General features: G+C 40.6%; 16 protein-coding genes, 3 tRNA genes and 1 other RNA gene. 12 read left to right on the top strand and 8 right to left on the bottom strand.

Annotated features, from left to right (window positions below; all coding sequences use genetic code 11):
• Nucleotides 1–3: 3 nt before the first annotated feature.
• The 5 genes from ABIS04_RS06415 to ABIS04_RS06395 all read left to right on the top strand — a co-directional run bounded on the left by ABIS04_RS06415 (nt 4) and on the right by ABIS04_RS06395 (nt 3,460).
• Nucleotides 4–777, top strand: coding sequence for a TSUP family transporter (locus ABIS04_RS06415; protein ID WP_137221628.1), 774 nt, complete (start codon nt 4–6; stop codon nt 775–777).
• Nucleotides 774–1,436 (top strand): primosomal replication protein, encoded by a 663-nt coding sequence (locus ABIS04_RS06410; protein ID WP_350432941.1) that lies wholly within the window; start codon nt 774–776, stop codon nt 1,434–1,436. Before ABIS04_RS06415 ends, ABIS04_RS06410 begins: the two co-directional genes overlap by 4 nt.
• Before the next feature lie 9 nt (nt 1,437–1,445).
• Nucleotides 1,446–2,144: a DUF2057 domain-containing protein gene (locus tag ABIS04_RS06405; RefSeq protein ID WP_350432940.1), complete on the top strand. Its 699-nt coding sequence runs from the start codon at nt 1,446–1,448 to the stop codon at nt 2,142–2,144.
• A 4-nt stretch (nt 2,145–2,148) separates the two neighbouring features.
• Nucleotides 2,149–3,066, top strand: a complete 918-nt coding sequence (locus ABIS04_RS06400; RefSeq protein WP_350432939.1) for a histone deacetylase — start codon at nt 2,149–2,151, stop codon at nt 3,064–3,066.
• A 94-nt stretch (nt 3,067–3,160) separates the two neighbouring features.
• Nucleotides 3,161–3,460 (top strand): late competence development ComFB family protein, encoded by a 300-nt coding sequence (locus tag ABIS04_RS06395; protein WP_137221636.1) that lies wholly within the window; start codon nt 3,161–3,163, stop codon nt 3,458–3,460.
• Between the two features lie 50 nt (nt 3,461–3,510).
• Here the strand turns inward: ABIS04_RS06395 and ffs are convergent.
• An RNA gene (gene ffs / locus ABIS04_RS06390) (signal recognition particle sRNA small type) lies at nt 3,511–3,608 on the bottom strand.
• A gap of 869 nt (nt 3,609–4,477) precedes the next feature.
• Here ffs and ABIS04_RS06385 point away from each other — a divergent pair.
• From ABIS04_RS06385 to panP, 7 genes are all read left to right on the top strand, one after another.
• Complete coding sequence (locus ABIS04_RS06385; protein WP_350432938.1) at nt 4,478–6,448, top strand: OmcA/MtrC family decaheme c-type cytochrome; 1,971 nt, start codon at nt 4,478–4,480, stop codon at nt 6,446–6,448.
• A gap of 164 nt (nt 6,449–6,612) precedes the next feature.
• On the top strand, nt 6,613–7,533 hold the full coding sequence (locus ABIS04_RS06380) for a DmsE family decaheme c-type cytochrome (protein ID WP_371833633.1): 921 nt from the start codon (nt 6,613–6,615) through the stop codon (nt 7,531–7,533).
• A gap of 10 nt (nt 7,534–7,543) precedes the next feature.
• On the top strand, nt 7,544–9,631 hold the full coding sequence (locus ABIS04_RS06375; RefSeq protein ID WP_350432936.1) for an MtrB/PioB family decaheme-associated outer membrane protein: 2,088 nt from the start codon (nt 7,544–7,546) through the stop codon (nt 9,629–9,631).
• A 307-nt stretch (nt 9,632–9,938) separates the two neighbouring features.
• A complete protein-coding gene (locus ABIS04_RS06370) occupies nt 9,939–11,096 on the top strand; it encodes a sugar diacid recognition domain-containing protein (RefSeq protein WP_137221645.1) in 1,158 nt (385 codons plus the stop codon).
• Between the two features lie 129 nt (nt 11,097–11,225).
• On the top strand, nt 11,226–12,584 hold the full coding sequence (locus tag ABIS04_RS06365; RefSeq protein ID WP_350432935.1) for a GntP family permease: 1,359 nt from the start codon (nt 11,226–11,228) through the stop codon (nt 12,582–12,584).
• Between the two features lie 21 nt (nt 12,585–12,605).
• Nucleotides 12,606–13,775 carry a glycerate kinase gene (locus ABIS04_RS06360; RefSeq protein WP_350432934.1) on the top strand — a complete coding sequence of 390 codons (1,170 nt, stop codon included), beginning with the start codon at nt 12,606–12,608 and terminating at the stop codon, nt 13,773–13,775.
• A 230-nt stretch (nt 13,776–14,005) separates the two neighbouring features.
• On the top strand, nt 14,006–15,646 hold the full coding sequence (gene panP, locus ABIS04_RS06355) for a pyridoxal-dependent aspartate 1-decarboxylase PanP (RefSeq protein ID WP_350432933.1): 1,641 nt from the start codon (nt 14,006–14,008) through the stop codon (nt 15,644–15,646).
• Between the two features lie 148 nt (nt 15,647–15,794).
• On the opposite strand, the gene ABIS04_RS06350 is transcribed toward panP, so the two are convergent.
• The 7 genes from ABIS04_RS06350 to ABIS04_RS06320 all read right to left on the bottom strand — a co-directional run bounded on the left by ABIS04_RS06350 (nt 15,795) and on the right by ABIS04_RS06320 (nt 20,145).
• Nucleotides 15,795–15,880, bottom strand: a tRNA-Leu gene (locus tag ABIS04_RS06350).
• Nucleotides 15,881–15,929: 49 nt separating this feature from the next.
• Nucleotides 15,930–16,003 (bottom strand) — tRNA-Cys (locus tag ABIS04_RS06345).
• 41 nt (nt 16,004–16,044) lie between these two features.
• Nucleotides 16,045–16,120: transfer RNA gene (locus ABIS04_RS06340), tRNA-Gly, on the bottom strand.
• Nucleotides 16,121–16,360: 240 nt separating this feature from the next.
• Entirely contained in the window at nt 16,361–16,909 is a 549-nt protein-coding gene (gene pgsA / locus ABIS04_RS06335) for a CDP-diacylglycerol--glycerol-3-phosphate 3-phosphatidyltransferase (RefSeq protein ID WP_137221653.1), read from the bottom strand.
• 44 nt (nt 16,910–16,953) lie between these two features.
• Nucleotides 16,954–18,786, bottom strand: a complete 1,833-nt coding sequence (gene uvrC, locus ABIS04_RS06330; RefSeq protein ID WP_137221655.1) for an excinuclease ABC subunit UvrC — start codon at nt 18,784–18,786, stop codon at nt 16,954–16,956.
• 44 nt (nt 18,787–18,830) lie between these two features.
• The gene (gene uvrY, locus ABIS04_RS06325; protein WP_140233784.1) at nt 18,831–19,475 is read right to left on the bottom strand and encodes a UvrY/SirA/GacA family response regulator transcription factor; all 645 of its coding nucleotides are present in this window, start codon (nt 19,473–19,475) and stop codon (nt 18,831–18,833) included.
• Between the two features lie 250 nt (nt 19,476–19,725).
• Entirely contained in the window at nt 19,726–20,145 is a 420-nt protein-coding gene (locus ABIS04_RS06320; RefSeq protein ID WP_140233783.1) for a secondary thiamine-phosphate synthase enzyme YjbQ, read from the bottom strand.
• Nucleotides 20,146–20,278 lie beyond the last annotated feature (133 nt).

The raw sequence follows: 20,278 nt of genomic DNA, 5'->3' as shown, positions 1-20,278 counted from the left end.
GTGTTGGATTTATTATTAGACCCTAGCCATTGGGCTGTTTTAGCGGTCATTGGTATTATTGCTGGTTTTATTGATGCCATCGTTGGCGGCGGTGGACTGCTTTCTATTCCTGCATTACTCACCGTAGGCATACCTCCCCACTTGGCTTTAGGCACCAACAAACTAGCAGCATGTTTTGGATCGCTGACCTCAAGCTATACATTTTATAAACAACATTTATTTAACCCTAAAATATGGAAACCCTGTCTTTATGCCACGTTTATAGGTTCTATCGCAGGGTGTATTTTAGTGTTTTTAATTGACCCAAAATGGCTTGAAAAAATTCTACCTCTACTTATTATTAGTATTGCTATTTATACCTTGTTAAGTCCTAAAGCGATGGGCGACAAAAATATTACGCTTCCTAAATTGCCATCACCAACAAATAAACAAATTAGCCAAGGTTTTATTTTGGGTGGGTACGATGGATTTGCAGGACCTGGCATAGGCGCTTTTTGGACCATATCGTCTATTTCACTGTACAAACTGCCCCTGTTGCACAGTTGTGGATTAGCCCGTGTGATGACAGCAGTGAGTAACATTACTGCGTTAATTATCTTTGCATCTATGGGGCAAGTTCATTGGATACTGGGTTTATGGATGGGTGTATGCATGATGGCGGGATCATTCATTGGCGCTAGAAGTGCAATTAGATTCGGAATACCTTTTATTAAACCCATATTTATTATTATGGTATTGTCGATAGCAGTCCATCTAACGTGGAGCGCATGGGCATGAACACCCAACAATTAGTATCAATGTTAAAGCAGCAACTCGCGCAGCTTGAACAAGATGCATTAATTCACGACCAAAAACTAGCACCTTCGCAGCGAAAATCATTACAAGAAATAGAGCGATTTAACAGCCAATTATTTGCTCAACAGGGGGCTCAACTAAGCCCTTGCATTGCACAGTTACGTCAAGACATTAAACAGCTAGAAAAACAACTATTCCTTAAGTTGGGTAGCAATGTTATCCAACTCAGTTGCGATCGTATTCAAGACAGATTTAGTGCATTACGCAGAGCATTACTCACTACCGACATTAATCTTAAATCTGAAGATCAGCGAAAAGCCAGTAATCGGGCTAGATATGCAAAAAAACAGCAACAAGCAGTACAAGACAGTGGATTTGGTTGGATAGCCAGTAATATCATGCAAAATAGCCATCAACTCTATGCCGAACTCAATAAACATTTAAATTGGGCTAATAAAATAGAGCAAAAAATTCAACAATTGGAAGCAAGTCTTGAATTCTGTCATAGTGATGACAAAATAAAATTGCAAAATGATATCCTTATGATGCATCGTCGTTTAGGAAAATGTAAACAAGCAACCAGTTATATTGAAGAGCGAATTCAACTTTTTGAAAAGCCTCGCCAAAGTTACCCTCGTTAAGGAGAAACAATGAAATCTTTATTTACCGCTAGTGCGCTTTTGGCATTGTTGACATCATCATCAGTCTTAGCTGCTAATATAACCATCCCCATGTCTTTTGAGTATTTAGCACTTGATGGTACAGAGGTTGAGACCAGCATGTTTAACCATCAATCTGATCTAGCATTGACTAATGGCACCCATAAAATTGCGGTTCGTTACCACGATGTAGTTGAGGATTCCTTTAGTGATAGTCAATCCTTTGTAAAATCAAGCCCATTAATTATAACGTTGACTGTTGATGGTGATCATCAATACTTATTGCAACCAGCTGAAGGTAATGTAATTAAAAAACCTAAATCATTTGCAAAAAAACCGCAAATCATTATTAAGCGTCAAGACAATGCGGCTGTGACTTACACCGTAGAACAAACCAATTTTACTGAAGATTCACTTCTTACGAGTCTATTTAATAAAAAAAATCAGCATGATATTGAAACTTTATCAGCTTCCGCTACGGGTGACGGTAGCCAAGCAATACAAGCTGTCGAGGTCAAATCAGACATTGAATCTGCAACAATGGCACCTGTTGCTGCACCTATTATTTCAACTGCAACTGCACAAAAATCAACCCCTGCACAAGCTGAACAAATGTTGCAGTATTGGTGGTTACAAGCCGATGAAAAAACACGTAAAGAATTCATGGGCTGGGCAATAAAGCAACTGTAAGTTTATGTCGATACCTTTTGTATATCACGCCAGCTATTCAAAGCTGGCGCTACCGAGCACCCATCGCTTTCCTACTACAAAATATCATAATTTGTACCAACATGCGCTCAAACAACATTTATTGTTTGAGCGTTATCGGCATATCCCTTCGCCAATAAGTATAGACATGCTTTATGGCGTGCATTGCCCACAGTATGTCGACCAATTTATCAATGGCACGTTAGATCACAAAGCTCAGAGGCGTATCGGGTTCCCATGGAGCACTGAGTTAGTCACCCGTACTTTACATGCCGTAAATGGAACTCGCTTATGTGTTGAGTTGGCACTTAAACATGGAATCGCAGTGCATTTAACGGGTGGTTATCATCATGCACATTATGACTTTGGTAGTGGTTTTTGTATTTTTAATGACTTAGTCATTGCCGCTAAATCAGCCATTGAATCTGGAGAAGTTGATAAAGTACTTATTTTTGATTGTGATGTTCACCAAGGGGATGGAACAGCGACACTCACACAAGGTGACCCTAACATCATTAGCTGCTCAATCCACTGCGCAAAAAATTTCCCATCAAGAAAACAACAATCTGACTACGATATTGATCTCGATAAAGGCTGTACCGACACTCGTTATCTGGAACATATACAACAAATATTGCCTTACCTGATCCGTCTCCATCAACCTGATTTGATTATTTATGATGCTGGTGTCGATATCCATCAAGATGATGACTTAGGATACTTCTCGATTTCAAATCAGGGTATTCTCGATCGAGACAAACAGGTAATATCAATAGCGAAAATGCATAACATCCCACTTGCAGCAGTGATAGGTGGAGGCTATAGTCGTAGTGAAACAGAATTAACGCTCCGACATAGTCAATTATTAATTGCAGCAAATGAATCATGGTTATCAACCCAGTAAGCCACGGCTTACTAAAGCACCACCGAGCTAATATCAATACTCCCGACATTACAGTTGATGTCGATAAATCAAACAATCTCAATGGAGCGTAATAATGCAATTAGAAATCCGAAACTATTATGAAGTTCTATTAATGGAAATGCTGAGAGATGGGGGCTTAATGGAAGAGCTACCAGAAGAATACTTAGCTGACTTATGCTGCGTGACCTTAAATCAGTTACCTGTAAGGTACATTCGACATTTAGTTGATACGTATTTCTTTGAAAATTATCAAGAGCTGGCACAAATGAAAACAGAGATAAGTGAAGCACTTGAACGTTCGAGACAATTCCTTAAAGTGAATTTGCAAAAACGCTTACAAGAAGAAGCCGATCTGGCTGCGGCACAACAATAATAATAAAATGATCGATTAGATAAAAAATGGTACGGGGAATATTGGAGGTTCCCCTAGAGCCGACACCCCGGCACATGAGTCACTTGCTGCGGTTGCTCCCTTCCAGGCCTGGCCGAGTTCACAAGTTATCATTGCGGGGGGACCCTAGGGTCACCATTGATTTCCGAATCATAAAAAAAACAGCTTATGTCTCAGAACGAGGCGATTATCCCCTAACCCATTGGCTTGATCAAGCCTTAATCTTAATAAGTTCCCAATCCTCTACCTAACTGCACAATACTTAACCTCAACGAGAGATAAGAGATAGGTTAACCGTTAAAATTGAGTTTATTTTTTTAATTAGGTATACCAGTAAGGCGTAACTCACTGGTTATCGTCTTTGTGCTGTCATCCCATGATGTAAACAGATACTACTTGTTTGACGTAACATACGGTTAATCGTGTCACTAAAAAGGTAATTGTAATTGTTGATACTGCTATTGATGGTTTAGGTGCTCATTATACTTGATACAATTCTAGAGGCCGCAGAACAAAAGAAGACTATTGCCTTTGTGTTATGAAAGAGTTTAATGGCACCTATATATCAATATGACATTTCACAATTCTCCTTCTATTTTGGCTAATGTAACACCTAAATTGATACCAGTATTCAAGTGATATCCGCCTAATTTATAAGTAAAGACAAACATATTTTCATAAATTTGGACTTTAATAAAATGTATAAACATTTAACCTTTATGTATCAATGTAACTGTTGTTTTATCGACTAATTTTCTCAACTTAATCCTAAAATATTATTTTTTGCGAACAATCAACTCCTATGAATTCAGCATTTAATATACCTCTTAATTAATAGGCCGATCATCATCACACTATTACATTCGAGTTAAAGACGAGTGGGTGTTTGTAAAGTAATATTATGGCTGGGAAATTTAATTCCAACATCAACTTAACTGAACAAGATAATTGCAGAACATACTGCCAGTAAGTTAGACGGATGACCTTTGCAGGGAAAATATGATGAATACAAAACACAAAAAAATGGCATTGGTATTTGCAATGTCAGCTTCAATGACATTGGTAGGTTGTGGCGGAAGCGATGATAATGTAGCTGAAGTGACGACCCCAGACACCTCTGGCAGCGAACCTGCTGCAGCCATCACAGCATTGAACTTAGACATCACCAAAGTCACTTACCAAGACAATAAGCCGACGATAGAAGTATTTGCTACCAATTCAGAAGACCTCCCTGTAGTAGGCCTTACCGAACTCGAAGTTAAGAAAGTCGTTCAGCTTATCCCTGCTGGCGCAAGTGGTGCAGGCAACGCTGCTCAATGGCAATATATTGGCTCGCAAGAAACATTTACAGATAACGCTGACGGAACGTATAGCTTTACCATAGATGTTGAAGGTTTTAATCCAGAGTTAACGCAAAGATATAATGTGATTGCCAGCGCATCGACTTTACAAGATGGCACAACCACAGTACCACGCACCGAATACACCGAAGATTTTGACGGTGAAGGCTTTACCGCTAAATACACTAAAAACATTGTGAGTGGTGCTACGTGTAATACTTGCCATGCAAAAGGTGAGAAAATTTATCATAGCTATACTGATTTAGAAACCTGTACTTCATGTCATACCAACGAATTAGCCATTGAAAAAGGCAAAGTTCAAGATGATTTTAGCCACTTAATCCACAATGTTCATAACGATGCCAAAATGTATGGCAAGAACATGGATAAAAGTGCTGAAACAGCATATGCCATAGTGCAAGATAACTGTTCAACATGTCATGTTGATTCAGAACAACTCAGTGAATCGGGTAACTGGACACGTATTCCAACCATGGAAACCTGTTCAAGCTGTCATACGGATATTGACTTTAAAACAGGTCAAGGGCATTCACAACAAGTCGATAACTCAAATTGTATTGCATGTCATAATGCTAGCTGGACAGAAGAGTTACATACTGCAACCTTTACTCAGAAAAAAGCATTTATCGACTCATATGGCATGAGTGCAACCCTAACAGCAAATAAAGCCAGTACTGACGACAAATCTGCAACCTTATCGGTAACGATATTAGATGCTAACGGTGCAGCAGTTGATGCCACAAGTTTAGTGAGCAAAATTCAACGTCTTGAAACAAACACTAACGTTGGCCCTAACTTCCCTATCATGGGATATAACGCTAGCCCAGGTAACGGCTTAGCCAAAATCAGCAAAGACTTTATCTCCGCGGGTGAATTACAAACTGATGTCAGTATTGAATCAGGTAAGTTGGTATACAACATCGCATCACTACCATTTGGTGCTGATGATACCGATACCGCATTTAGCTTTATCGGCCTTGAAATGTGTAACGACGGAGTCCAAGCAATTGATTGTGGTGATGACGTAGCGACCACTAGTATGAAAGCCGAGCTAACATTTGGTACATTATCAGGGGATGCCCCAAGCTATCGTCACATCGACTCGGTCAATTATGGCTCATGTGATAATTGTCATGGCGACAGCTTTGAAATACATAAAGGTTACCATGCTGGCTTTGTGATGACAGAACAATTAGCTCGTGAACTCAATGGTGAACTCACTGTTGGTTTAGATGCTTGTGTCGTTTGTCATACTCCCGACGGCACATATGCTTCAGGTGCGAACCAAGGCGCAATTGAAATGAAAGTGCACAGTGAACATAATGGACAAGGCATTATCAAAGACTGTACTCAATGTCACAATGACTTTAATCTTGATGCATTTAAAGTTAAAGGTGCATTAGCAACCTCTGCAGGTCTTTATACAACACCTATTACCGCGACATGTGCTTCATGTCATGGCTTAGATGCGATACAACAACATGTTGAACTCCAAGGTGGTGCTGTTATTAATGGTAGCTACCAAGAAGCCAATGATGCTGCACAATTAGAAACCTGTTTCGACTGTCATATACCTACCATTGAAAATCACAACCAAGTGAAACTTTAATTTGTCCATTGAGAGAGGAGCCCAGCTTCTCTCTCATGTTATGACTTACGTTATTAATCAGTGACTATTAAATGGACAAATCAGGAAGTCGACTTATGAAGACCACACATCAAATTAATACACTATTTTTCGCCTTACTCTGCCTCACCGTTTCGTCTATATTTATGTCGAATAATGTGCAAGCGGCAAAGTGGGACGCCAGCATGACACCAACAGAAGTTGAAGCCACTTTAGATAAGAAATTCGCCGAAGGTAAATATTCTCCTAAGGGCGCTGACTCATGTTTAATGTGTCATAAAAAGTCAGAAAAAGTGATGGACATCTTTAAAGGTGTACATGGCTCAATTGACTCTTCGAAAAGCCCAATGGCAGGATTACAGTGCGAAGCTTGTCACGGCCCGCTTGGCTCTCATAATCGTGGTGGTAAAGAACCCATGATTACCTTTGGCCCAACGTCAACACTCTCTGCAGACAAACAAAATAGTGTTTGTATGAGTTGCCATCTCGACGATAACCGCATGTCTTGGGACAGCAGTCATCACGCCAATGGCGATGTAGCTTGTGCGTCTTGCCATAGTGTACACGCAGAACACGACCCTATATTGTCAAAGCAAACTGAAATGGAAGTGTGTACGAGTTGTCATGCCAAGCAAAAAGCCGACATGAATAAGCGCTCAAGTCACCCAATGAAATGGAATCAAATGACGTGTAGTGACTGTCATAATCCTCACGGCAGCATGAGCGATGCAGATCTAGTTCAGCCTACTGTAAATGAAACCTGTTACTCATGTCATGCAGAAAAGCGCGGTCCTAAATTATGGGAGCATGCACCTGTTACCGAAAATTGTGTTAATTGCCATAATCCACACGGTTCAGTTAACGATGCCATGCTCAAAACGCGTGCACCACAATTATGTCAGCAATGTCATGCAGGTGATGGGCACACCAGCAATGCTTATTTAGGCAACACTGACATGGGCTCAACGGTAAATGGTAGCGCCTTTACTGGTGGTCGTAGCTGTTTGAACTGTCATAGTCAAGTACATGGTTCAAATCATCCATCTGGTAAGTTATTGCAACGCTAAGGAGAAATATATGAACACTAAATTAAATCTTATCACCTTAGCGTTACTGACTAGCACCAGCTTTGGCCTAATGGCAGATGGTTACAGTCTTGCAAACGCTAAAACTGAAAACGTTAAGTATTCAGCATGGAAATGTAAAGGGTGTGCAGTCGATACAGGTACCACTGGTACTGTAGGTGTCGGCGTCGCTTACAACAGTGAAGACGATATACATTCAGCAAACGCTTTTCATAGCAGTAATCAAACTGCTGGCAAAGTTGATGCTGATATTAAATATAATGGTGAGAATGGCTATCAAGCAAAGGTCACTGCCTACAACATGGGCATGGACAATGGCCGCATGGACGTTGAAGTCGGTAAGCCCGGAACCTATCAACTCAATTTGAACTATCGCGCTATTGAGACTTATAAAAGTAACAATGCCTTAAGCCCTTATCAAAATATCGGCAGCGATGATCTTACGCTAGCCAGTAATTGGGTCACTGCAGGTTCTACTCCAGATATGCCAATGCTATCGAGCAGTTTAACGCCTTTTGAACTGTCGCTAAAACGTGAACGGGCGGGATTAGGTTTTGAATATAAAACTGAATCACTGTTCACTACCTACGTTAACTTTCAGCGAGAAGAGAAAACCGGAAACAAAATTGCTTCAGGTAGCTTCTTCAATCAATCAATCATGCTCGCAGAGCCCGTTGATTACACTACTGACGTTTTAAACGCGGGAATAAAACTGGGTGGTAAGAATTGGTTTACCAGCTTAAATTACACCGGTTCGATATTTAATAACAACAACCAAGAGCTTGGTTTTGACAATGCGTTCAATCCTACTTTTGGTGCTCAAGATCACGGCTACATTGCACTTGATCCAGATAATGAATCACATACCATTTCGTTAATGGGCCAATATAATGATTCTATCACCAGCTTCAGTGGTCGCTTGCTCATTGGTCAAATGACACAAGATCAGCAATTAACGGATATAGGTTATGGTTACTCGTTACCCGCTGAGAGTATTGATGCCAAAGTTGACATCACTGGCATGACATTAAAAGTAGTGAATAAACTGAGCCGAGGATGGCGCCTTACTGGTAGCTACGATTATAACGACAGAGAAAACAATACCAATATAGAGCAGTGGACTCAAATTAGCATTAATGATGTAACCGGTGAATTGGCTTACAACACGCCATACGATCTCACCACGCATCGAGCTAAATTATCAACTGACTATCGTATTAGCCATGATATTAAGCTTGATGCTGGTTACGATTTCGAAAGAAATGAACGCAGCTATCAAGACCGTGAAAAAACCGATGAGAATGATCTTTGGGCGCGTATACGCCTAAATAATTTTGACATGTGGGACATGTGGCTTAAAGGCAGCTTTAGTCAAAGAGATGGTTCTGAGTATCAAGCATCGGAGTCATCATCGTCTGAACAAAACTCACTGTTACGTCGATACTACTTGGCCGATCGTGATCGCACTCAAGTTGAAGCGCGGTTTAATCACACTCCAATTGATAACTTAACTGTCGATTTTGGTGTTCGTTATGCCCTTGATGATTATACCGATACTAACATCGGCCTAACCGAGTCAAAAGATACCAATTACGATATTAATCTTAACTACATGGTTAATAGCGATATCAATATCAATACATTTTATAACCATCAAGTGATTAAATCGGAACAATCTGGCAGTACCAACTTCAGTATAGCCAATTGGCAAGCCAATATTGAAGACACTGTCGATGTTGTCGGAGCAGGTTTAAGCTACAATAATTTAATGGATAGTCGTTTACGACTAGGATTAGATTACACCTACTCAGACTCAGACAGCACGACTCAAGTTAGACAAGGTATAACCGGTAATTACGGTGACTATTTTGCCAAAGTGCATAACGTGAATGTGTACGCTCAATATCAAGCCACTGAAAAAATGGCCTTTCGCATTGACTACAAAATGGAAAAATATCTTGATAACGATGATGCTAATGATCTTGAAGTCGATACCATTTGGAACGTAATGAGTTTAGGTAATTTACAACATGACTACACGGCGCATATGATCATGCTCAATGTTCAATATACATTGTAAATGACATATTTTTCGTAAGAAAAGTAATTGCACCTGTAACATTACGCCAACCTGATCTAGGTTGGCGTTTTTATAGCGCTTCTTTTAATAAGTACCAAAAGTTGAATATATAAAAATACCTTAACAAACGGTGTTAGCATGGCATTAATATCTCAATTAACCTTATGGTCTTATACTGAAGATCACTAAGGCCATAACCTGACGTATAAATATTTAAATATCAAACTCTTTATACGTCAACGGCATTCAACTGCGTAATCTACATCATGTATTATCACATACCATTATTTACCGCTCAGAGGAATTCATGTTTCAGATTGACACACTAATTGCCGCTAAGATTGTTGACCGAACCATGAAAATTATTGGCCATAATATCAATGTGATGAATGCTCAAGCAGTTATATTGGGATCAGGTGATGTTGAACGAATTGGCACTATACATGAAGGCGCATTATTGGCTATTAGCCAAAACCGTAACGTTGAGATCAGTCAAACTATCGCTTCAAATCTACAAGGGGTAAAACCTGGGCTTAATTTACCATTGCATTATCAAGGTCAAGTTGTCGGTGTGATTGGCATCACAGGCGAACCCGATACGTTAAGTCACTATGGTGAATTACTTAGAATGACCGCAGAAATGATTGTCGAGCAAGCCAATTTACAAGAACAGTTACAATGGCAAAATCGTCAAAAAGAAGAGTTTATTTCACAACTCATCCATGCTAACGAACAAGACTTAGTTTCATTAAAGCAATGGGCATTGCAATTAGGTATTGATTTAAGCGTACCAAGAGTCGCTGCAATTATCGAATTAGATAGTAATAACCCACTATATCAACAAGATAATCAAGCATTAAAACAAGTCCTGTATTTATTACAAAACCCTGTACGCGATAATTTAATCGCCATGACTTCACTAACACAATTAGTGATTTTAAAACCTGCGTTTTTAGACGGTAAACAATTTGACCCAGAACTCGAAAATCAACGCATCAACCAATTACTCAAACGCTTACCCGCAAACATGCAACTTAGCCTACATATATCGTTAGGCCATTATTTTAGCGGTGATTTAGGTATCAGTTACTCTTACCGCACCGCCAAAGAAACCATGGATATTGGCAAAAAATTACACCCAACAAAAAGCAAATATTTATATCAAGATTACAGCTTGCAAGTGCTTTTATCAGGCTTACGTCACCACTGGCGAGGTAATGCCCTTGCCGGGCCTTATATGAAACTGATTGAAGTGGACAAAAATCTACAACTGCAAAAAACCCTTGCCGCTTATCTTGAACATATGGGGGACATACAAACCTGTGCTAACAGCTTGTTTATACATCGAAACACATTACGTTACCGATTAGATAAGATTCAAACCATCACCAATATCGATTTACACAGTTTTAATGGCTTACTGAGTCTCTATTTAGGTCAGCTAATACATCAACCTAACGCCTAATTGTGCAATGGCACAAAAATAGTCACGAATTGTATATTTATCAGTTCCGATGAACAAAGTAATTTATTATTAATGGTTTACTATGATGAATACTAAACCACTCCTACAACAATAAATAACGAGTACTCTATGGGACTAATATTGATATTACTTGGCGTGATAGCATTCATTGTCATCGCCACCTCCAAATTTAAACTGCACCCTTTTTTAACCCTCATTTTAGCGTCATTTCTCACCGCATTTGCCTATGGTTTACCCAGCAATGATATTGCTAAAATTATCACTGGGGGGTTCGGTGGGATTTTAGGTTATATCGGCTTAGTCATCGTATTAGGTACTATTATTGGTACTATTCTCGAAAAAAGTGGCGCGGCAATTACCATGGCCGATGTCGTTATAAAACTATTTGGCCAGCGCTTTCCAACCTTAACAATGTCCATGATTGGCTATTTAGTCTCAATCCCTGTTTTCTGTGATTCAGGTTTTGTTATCTTAAATTCATTAAAACAATCGATGGCTAACCGTATGAAGGTGTCACAAGTTTCCATGAGTGTCGCTCTAGCAACAGGGTTATACGCTACTCATACTTTTGTGCCTCCTACTCCAGGCCCTATTGCAGCGGCAGGTAATCTCGGACTTGAGTCGCAACTAGGACTCGTAATAGCTGTAGGTGTGTTTGTAGCAGCGATTGCCGCTTTTGCTGGTATGTTATGGGCCAACCGTTTTGCTAATGAGGAACCAGATGGAGAAGGCGCAGAGGAACTTAAGCTGTCGCAGCAAGATTTTGATGAACTAAAAAAAGTTTATGGCGAGTTACCTAGCCCAATAAAAGCATTTGCACCTATTTTTGTCCCTATTATTTTTATTTGTTTAGGTTCAGTGGCTAACTTTCCTTCAAAACCGCTTGGAGAAGAAAGCTTATTCAATATGTTAGTCTTTTTAGGTCAACCCGTTAATGCCTTAATGATTGGCTTACTGTTATCGTTATTTTTGTTAAAGAGTAACGAAAAAATTAAAGAATTTAGTGAACGTATTGGCCATGGATTAGTTGTCTGCGCGCCCATTTTATTAATCACTGGTGCTGGTGGTGCATTTGGCGCGGTATTAAAAGCCACTGAAATTGGTGTGTTTCTTGGTAACGGTTTATCAGGATTAGGTGTAGGTATTTTTATGCCGTTTATTGTTGCAGCCACACTGAAATCAACCCAAGGTTCATCCACTGTTGCCTTGGTCGCCACGTCTGCATTAGTGGCACCATTATTAGGCGATATTGGTTTAGCTTCAGAAATGGGTCGAGTATTAACCGTAATGGCTATTGGTGCAGGAGCAATGACAGTTTCACATGCCAATGATAGCTTCTTCTGGGTAGTAACTGAGTTTAGTCACATGAGCGTTAAACAAGCTTATCGGGCCCAAACAATGGCGACCTTGATCCAAGGTATCACGGCGATGATTACCGTTTATCTATTGAGCTTATTTTTACTGTAAATTATTAATCAGAGCCTTATTATGAAGATTGTTATTGCACCAGATTCATTTAAAGAAAGCTTAAGCGCGCTTGAAGTGGCCAATGCCATCGAACAAGGGTTTAAGGTTATCTTTCCTGATGCAGAATATTGCAAAGTGCCGATGGCCGATGGCGGCGAAGGAACAGTACAAGCCATGGTTGATGCCACCCAAGGAGAGATTATCAACCTCACGGTCACAGGTCCTTTAGGATTACCTGTGGATGCATTTTATGGCGTGTTAGGGCAACTTGATGAAGCTGGAAACCAAACTGCGGTCATAGAAATGGCCGCGGCATCGGGCTTACACCATGTGCCGTTAACCCACCGTAATCCGTTATTAACCACCAGTTTTGGTACTGGTGAGTTAATTGTTGATGCATTGAATAGAGGCATTAGACATATCATTTTAGGCTTAGGAGGCAGTGCGACTAATGATGCAGGCGCAGGAATGATGCAAGCATTAGGCGTAAAACTTAGCGATATTGCTGATGCACCGCTGCCTTTTGGGGGCGCAGCCCTCAACACCTTGCATCAAATAGATATTCAATCGCTTCATCCCGCAATTAAAGATTGTGTCGTTGAAGTGGCATGCGATGTCGATAATCCATTATGTGGACCAAGAGGTGCCAGTGCTATTTTTGGCCCACAAAAAGGGGCCACAACTGAGATGATAGAACAACTCGACCAAGCTTTAGAATATTTTGCCCACACCATTAACCAGCAACTTGGCCAATCAATGAATACTTATTGCCGATTGCATCCTGGAGCAGGGGCTGCTGGAGGCATGGGGTTTGGCGTGATGGCGATATTAAATGCATCCTTAAAGCCTGGGGTCGATATTGTCACCAAAAGCGTTAAACTGGCGGAGTATTGTCGCGATGCTGATTTAGTGATCACTGGCGAAGGTCGTATTGATGGCCAAACGGTATTTGGTAAAACCCCTATGGGAGTACTTAACGTGGCTAAGCTGCAAAACATTCCCGTTATTGGCATTTCTGGATGTCTTGGCCAAAATGCAGATGCTATTTTAGTCGAAGGCATGCACGCAATTTTCCCCATTATTCCAAGTTTACAACCATTAGAACAAATATTGTCTGAAGCCCAAATCAATTTAACCAATACTGCACGAAATATTGCGGCAATTATGTCTCTTTCATTGATTAAAAAGTAATGTTATCCAGCACAAATACACTTATATATTTGTGCTGGATAAATCCTATCGACATCACTCATTTTTCGCATATCCTAATCCAATCATCAGTAATAACGAGATAAATACTTGAAGCAAAACCAGCCATACAGTAAAGTTAGCTCCCTTATTTCATCCTGAAGGTGCAGTCTTCATCGTAAAGCATCACTTAAGGCTAACAGGATGAAGTCTTCATCATTACGGCAAGCAAAATGACCTCCAAAATCACCCGTCAAGCACACGCTTCAGAAGACAGTTTACTGCGAATTTTTACCGCCCCTGAAGATTCAACTTCAACGTTGAGCATTATTGAGCAAAAACTGTCTCAAGACCTCGCAGGGTTTTTAGGCAATAGCATCGCCGCATTAGAAAAACCACTGTCAGAAATAGAAACCGACTTTAGCGCATATCAGATCCCGACAGATCCTAAATTCGTCTCTGATTATGCCGACGAAATAATGCAAAACTTAGTCGCCCATTCAGTCCATACTTCGGCACCCAGCTTTATTGGACACATGACCTCGGCCTTGCCTTATTTTGTATTACCACTGTCAAAAATGATGGTGGGACTAAATCAAAATTTAGTCAAAATTGAAACATCAAAAGCCTTTACCCCATTAGAGCGCCAGGTATTAGGCATGATGCACCATTTGGTGTATCAGCAATCTGATGATTTCTATCATCAATGGATGCACAGCGCCGACCATTCCCTCGGGGCATTTTGCTCTGGCGGCACCGTTGCTAATATCACCGCACTGTGGATCGCTCGAAACCGATTGTTACAACCACACGGTGAGTTTAAAGGTGTAACCCGTGAAGGAATGATTAAAGCATTACGCTTTTATGGCTATGATGACCTTGCCATTCTAGTGTCTGATCGTGGTCATTACTCTTTGGGTAAAACGGCAGACTTGTTGGGTATTGGCCGAGATAACATCATTAGCATCCCAACCGACGAACATCATAAAGTCGATGTAGCCGCCATGCGTGATGCAGCAAAAAAGCTGGTACAACAAAATATTAAAGTCATGGCCATTGTTGGTATCGCAGGCACAACTGAAACAGGTAATATAGATCCCTTAAATGAATTAGCTGCATTAGCCAATGAGTTAAATTGCCATTTCCATGTAGATGCAGCATGGGGCGGCGCAAGTTTATTATCCAAAAAATATGGTCACTTATTGAAAGGCATCGAGTTAGCCGATTCAGTCACTATCGACGCCCATAAGCAAATGTATGTCCCGATGGGCGCTGGTATGGTGCTATTTAAAGACCCAGAACTGGCAAACGCCATTGTCCATCATGCAGAATATATCTTACGTGTGGGTTCAAAAGACCTAGGCAGTCATACTCTTGAAGGCTCACGCCCAGGGATGGCAATGCTAGTAAATGCTTGCCTTCAAATTATTGGCCGTGATGGTTATGAAATCCTCATTAATAACAGCTTAGAAAAAGCCCGTTATTTTGCCTCAATCATCAACCAGCATGCTGATTTCGAGTTAGTCACCGCCCCAGAGTTATGCCTGCTGACGTATCGCTATGTACCCGCATCGGTACAAGCAATACTGACGACGGCAATATCGAACAACAACACAGAATTGGTGTTTAAAATTAACGAGTTATTAGACGGACTGACACAATTCATTCAAAAGCATCAACGCGAACAAGGCAAATCATTCGTGTCACGCACACGCATTAAGCCTGTAAAATACTCTCGTCAACCAACCACAGTATTCAGAGTCGTACTGGCCAACCCGTTAACCAGTCATCAAATTTTGCAAGATGTACTAACGGAACAAGCCAGCATTGCAGCTTTAGACAACGAATATTTACCACAGCTGTTAGCGCTATAGAGGAACTTGGTGAACTACCCACCGACGCACTTCGTGTCGATCAGTGGGTTTTCTCGACATTTTCAATAAAACCTAAATTTCAGACGTAAAAAAGCCCCAACTATTGTTGAGGCTTTTTTACACCATTCTCTATTACTAGAGATTATAATGGTACCCGAGGCCGGACTTGAACCGGCACGCTTATTCAGCGAGGGATTTTAAATCCCTTGTGTCTACCGATTCCACCACTCGGGCAAAGTGTTGTTTTAACCGTTACTAAAAGTAACCATCAAACGCAATATTGTGGAGGCGCGACCCGGAGTCGAACCGAGATAGACGGATTTGCAATCCGTAGCATAGCCATTCTGCCATCGCGCCATCTTTAACCAAATTCAAATCCATCGGATAAGATAAGAAATTGGAGCGACATATCGGGTTCGAACCGATGACCTATACCTTGGCAAGGTATCGCTCTACCAACTGAGCTAATGTCGCCTATATAACTTTTATAATGCTTTATTATCACAGCAAGAAAGGTATCGTCTTTCAACCTATCCAACTGAGCTAATGTCTCGTATTCAATCATGTTAGTTAACATAAACCCCTAAGGCTTGCTGCTGACTCATCACTTGTCTACGGGGAGGCATTCTACCGAATTAACCTCGAGTGTCAATTATTGATTCGTGCATTTTTGATCGTTTGCGCACTAAATAATCTTATTGAACTATTATTACGCTATTCTGCAGTTAAATCTTTCCAAGCTGCTGAAATATAACTCATCATCGACCAGAACGTTAGCGCCGCTGCAATATAAAACAAACCAAAAGCAACATCGGTTAACCATGGTGTCGGTTTCCAAATTAAACCAATAATAGCAACCATTTGCGCCGCAGTCTTATATTTACCAATCCAAGACACTGCTACCACACCGCGTTTACCAATTTCTGCCATCCATTCACGCAAGGCTGAAATAACAATTTCGCGGCCGATCATAAATAATGCTGCAAGGGTTAGATACATATTGTCATATTGCTGAACCAACAATACTAGTGCCGTCGACACCATCACTTTATCTGCAACAGGATCTAAAAAAGCGCCAAATCGAGTTAACTGGCCAAGTTTACGTGCAGCATAACCATCTAACCAATCTGTTAAGGCTGCCAACCAAAAAATAAATGCCGAAACAAATGGTGCCCATGGATAAGGTAAATAGAAAACAGCTATAAATACGGGTAACAAAGCAATACGGAATAATGTCAGTGCAATGGGTAAATTAAACGGCATAAAAAGACCAATTTGTCAGAAGCAGCGTCAATTTTGCCCTAATTTTAGCCCCCTCGCAATGCATCATGAATTGTTTGTGCCATTTCTAAGCTAATTCCGGGCACTTTTGTCAATTCAGCCACACTAGCTCCCTTCACTTCTTGTATTCCACCTAAATGTTGCAACAATGCTTTACGTCTTTTAGGGCCTACACCCGTGATTGATTCTAATGTAGAAGTATTACGCGTTTTCTGGCGTTTATTACGGTGCCCTGTAATGGCAAACCGATGTGATTCATCGCGAATGTGCAACATTAAATGAAATGCAGGTGAGTCACTGGCAACCTCAAACGTTTGCTCACTGCCTCCAACGGTAAACGTTTCAAGTCCGGCTTTACGCCCTTCCCCTTTAGTCACACAAATTAATAGCGGTGGATGATCAATATTAATACACTTTTCATCGACAATCATTTGCGCCACTCTTAATTGGCCAATGCCACCATCAATAAAGACCAAATCAGGTACTTTTCCATTATTATCAATTTTATCAAACCGACGCCTTATTGCTTGATCCATGGCGGCATAATCATCACCACCAGTGATACCAGTAATATTATAACGCCTGTAGTCAGCTTTATGCGGTCCTTCGCGATTAAACACCACACATGATGCCACTGTGCTTTCGCCCATAGTGTGGCTGATGTCAAAGCACTCCATCCGTTTAATTGGCTCATTAAGTTCAAGTGCTTCCTCAAGCAGTTGGAATCGTTGCTCAACGGTATTCTTATGCGACAGCCTAGTCGCTACTGCATTACTGGCATTGGTCATCGCTAAACGTAAAAAGTTAGCCCTGTCACCACGTACTTGAGTCTTTAATTCAAACTTTTTATCTAATGCATGCTCTATCGATGCTTCAAGTTCTTTTATGCCGTCAAAGTGATGGCTTAGGATGACTTCTTTAGGAATGGTACGCTGAATATCAGCATTAAGATAAAACTGACCTAAGAAGGACGACAATACTTCTTCTATGTCGGTTTCGGCTGGTACAGAAGGATAATAGCTACGACTGCCAAAAATTTTACCTTCGCGAATAAACAACAGATGAAAACAGGCAATACCAGACGCGTAATCGACGCCTATGACATCCATATCTCCTTTTTGATTCGTCACTTCTTGCTGTTCTGCTACGCGCCTTAGCGCAGTAATTTGGTCACGATATTGTGCGGCGTGTTCGTATTCCATATCAATCGCGGCGGTTTCCATTTTTGCCACCAATTGCGCTATCACTTGCTTGTCTTTACCACGTAAAAACAAACTCGCTAATTTAACTTGCTCATTGTATTCATCATCACTTACCAGACCAACACAAGGCGCACTACAACGATCTAATTGATACTGTAAACAAGGGCGAGATCGCGATTTATAGTACAAATCATCGCATTGACGGATTGGAAACAGCTTTTGCATTAAATGCAAACTTTCGCGCACAGCACCACCATTGGGGTACGGGCCAAAGTAATGACCTTTTTCACGTTTTGGGCCACGATGATAAGCAAGTCTTGGGTGTTTATGGCCGCTTAATAGAATATAGGGATAAGATTTATCATCGCGCAACAGAACATTGTATTTAGGCATGTACTGTTTGATGTAATCGTTTTCGAGTAATAGCGCATCGGTTTCACTATGGGTAACTGTGACATCAATATGATCGATGTGCGCCACCAGCGCTTGAGTTTTAACATTAGGGATATTGGTTCTAAAATACGAGCTTAACCGTTTTTTGAGATCTTTAGCTTTACCAACATAAATGACTTGTTGGCGTTTATCGTACATTCGATAAACGCCAGGAGCTGAAGTAACATTTTTTAAAAAAGATTTGGCGTTAAAACCACTGGACATGATTAAAGCTACTTAATGCGTTATGAGGAATAAAGTATTCCTGACTAAAATGAACCGGTATCGAGCATTTTGTAACGGATAGCTAAACGGGTCAACTCAACATCACCACCAATGCCAAGCTTAGCAAATAATCGATAACGATAACTATTGACCGTTTTTGGACTTAAATTTAATTTTTCCGAGATGTCATTAACCTTTTCACCATTGGTTATCATCATCATGATTTGTAATTCACGTTCAGACAAGCTGCTAAATGGGTTTTCGTCAGAGTGATTAAATTGACTGAGCGCCATTTGCTGGGCAATTTCTGGTGACAGATATCGTTGGCCACGAGCAACTTGAGTAATTGCGCGTAATACTTCAGGCGATGTAGACCCTTTTGTTAGATACCCAGAAGCCCCCGCCTGCATCACTTTAGTCGGAAATGGATCTTCAGTTTGTACGGTTAACACAATAATTTTTGCATCTGGCTGATAGCGCAAAATCTTACGGGTGGCTTCTAACCCCCCCATGCCAGGCATATTCATGTCCATTAAAATGACATCGGCTTCATTCTGTCGAGACCACTGTACTGCGGTTTCGCCATCAGGAGCTTCACCAACGACTTTAATACCACGCTCATCTTCTAAAATGCGACGAATACCCGTTCTCACGAGCTCATGATCGTCAACCAAATATACAGATATCACCTAAACCCACCTATTATTATATGTAACTCAATTTTGAATTTTAGGGCCATTTTTATATATAAAACATTTACATGCGAAATGTTACCGTGAAAATTCAAGGTAGCATTACATATCTTACACATCCCACTAAGCAGTATGAATTTAGCATCTTTACATTTACTTACACAAGCAAAGTCATAATTGAACGTGAGGGATGTATATAAAATACACTGCTTTGTTATATGAGCATTGCAATTTTAACCTTTTTGAATCATTCACCTTGAAGTGTAGCAATAATGGTGCGCGCAGAAGCATGGTCTCGATGCTCACATAAATATAACCCTTGCCAAAGACCAAGGTTAAAGCGTCCGTTAGTAATCGGGATTGTTTGACTCACGCCTATCAAGGTCGACTTTATATGGGCAGGCATATCATCAGCCCCTTCATAAGTGTGTTGAAAGTAAGGTGCATCTTCCGGCGCGAGTACATTAAAATGACGTTCCATATCTCCACGAACCGTGGGATCAGCATTTTCGTTAATGGTCAATGATGCTGAAGTGTGCTGAATAAACACATGCAATAATCCAACATTCAATGATCTCAGCTCTGGCAGTAATTTCATCACTTCGTCGGTAATTAAATGAAATCCCCGTCGCTGAGGTTTAAGTATTAATTCTCGTTGTAACCACATTAAATCCATCTCCATCGTATCCGAACTTACAGATAACAGCCATGGCAGTTTCGGTCACATCATTAAATGCCAAATCTGAAGCAGATATAAGAATATTGTACATTCTGAAGTGTCTATTACTCATTGCCACATA

It is taken from the genome of Shewanella sp. H8 (assembly GCF_040285065.1).
Taxonomy (GTDB): domain Bacteria; phylum Pseudomonadota; class Gammaproteobacteria; order Enterobacterales; family Shewanellaceae; genus Shewanella; species Shewanella polaris.
The sequence above is the reverse complement of the archived record's forward strand: the minus strand, read 5'-3'. Positions and strand labels throughout refer to the sequence as shown.